The organism is Shewanella electrica, assembly GCF_022321485.1.
Taxonomy (GTDB): domain Bacteria; phylum Pseudomonadota; class Gammaproteobacteria; order Enterobacterales; family Shewanellaceae; genus Shewanella; species Shewanella electrica.
Map to the genome: position 1 here is coordinate 1 of NZ_JAKOGG010000271.1, position 272 is coordinate 272.

A 272-nucleotide genomic window follows, 5' to 3' on the forward strand; every position below is an offset into this window, starting at 1 on the left:
TTTAATGGCCCTAATAGTCAGTTTGATCTATCATTATGGATTGAAGCAATGAAACCTGACAAAGGGACCCATCAAATTCCTCTTTACCAAGCTCCTGTTCCCTCCGAACAGTCTCCTTTTACAGGAGGCCCAGGAATTGAATCTTTCACATTTGATGAAGTATACAACAATGGACTGAGTATCAAGGATGTAGATGGTGATGATACAGATGGAGAAACTCCATGGCAGGTATTGTGCATGCATTTATGTATTGCAAATACAAAAGCTCTCTC

At 40.1% G+C, this 272-nt stretch carries 1 protein-coding gene; it reads left to right on the forward strand.

The window, feature by feature from the left end:
• Window positions 1–48: 48 nt before the first annotated feature.
• The coding region (locus L9G74_RS24150; RefSeq protein ID WP_238898626.1) for a hypothetical protein at window positions 49–272 on the forward strand (224 nt) is incomplete at its 3' end.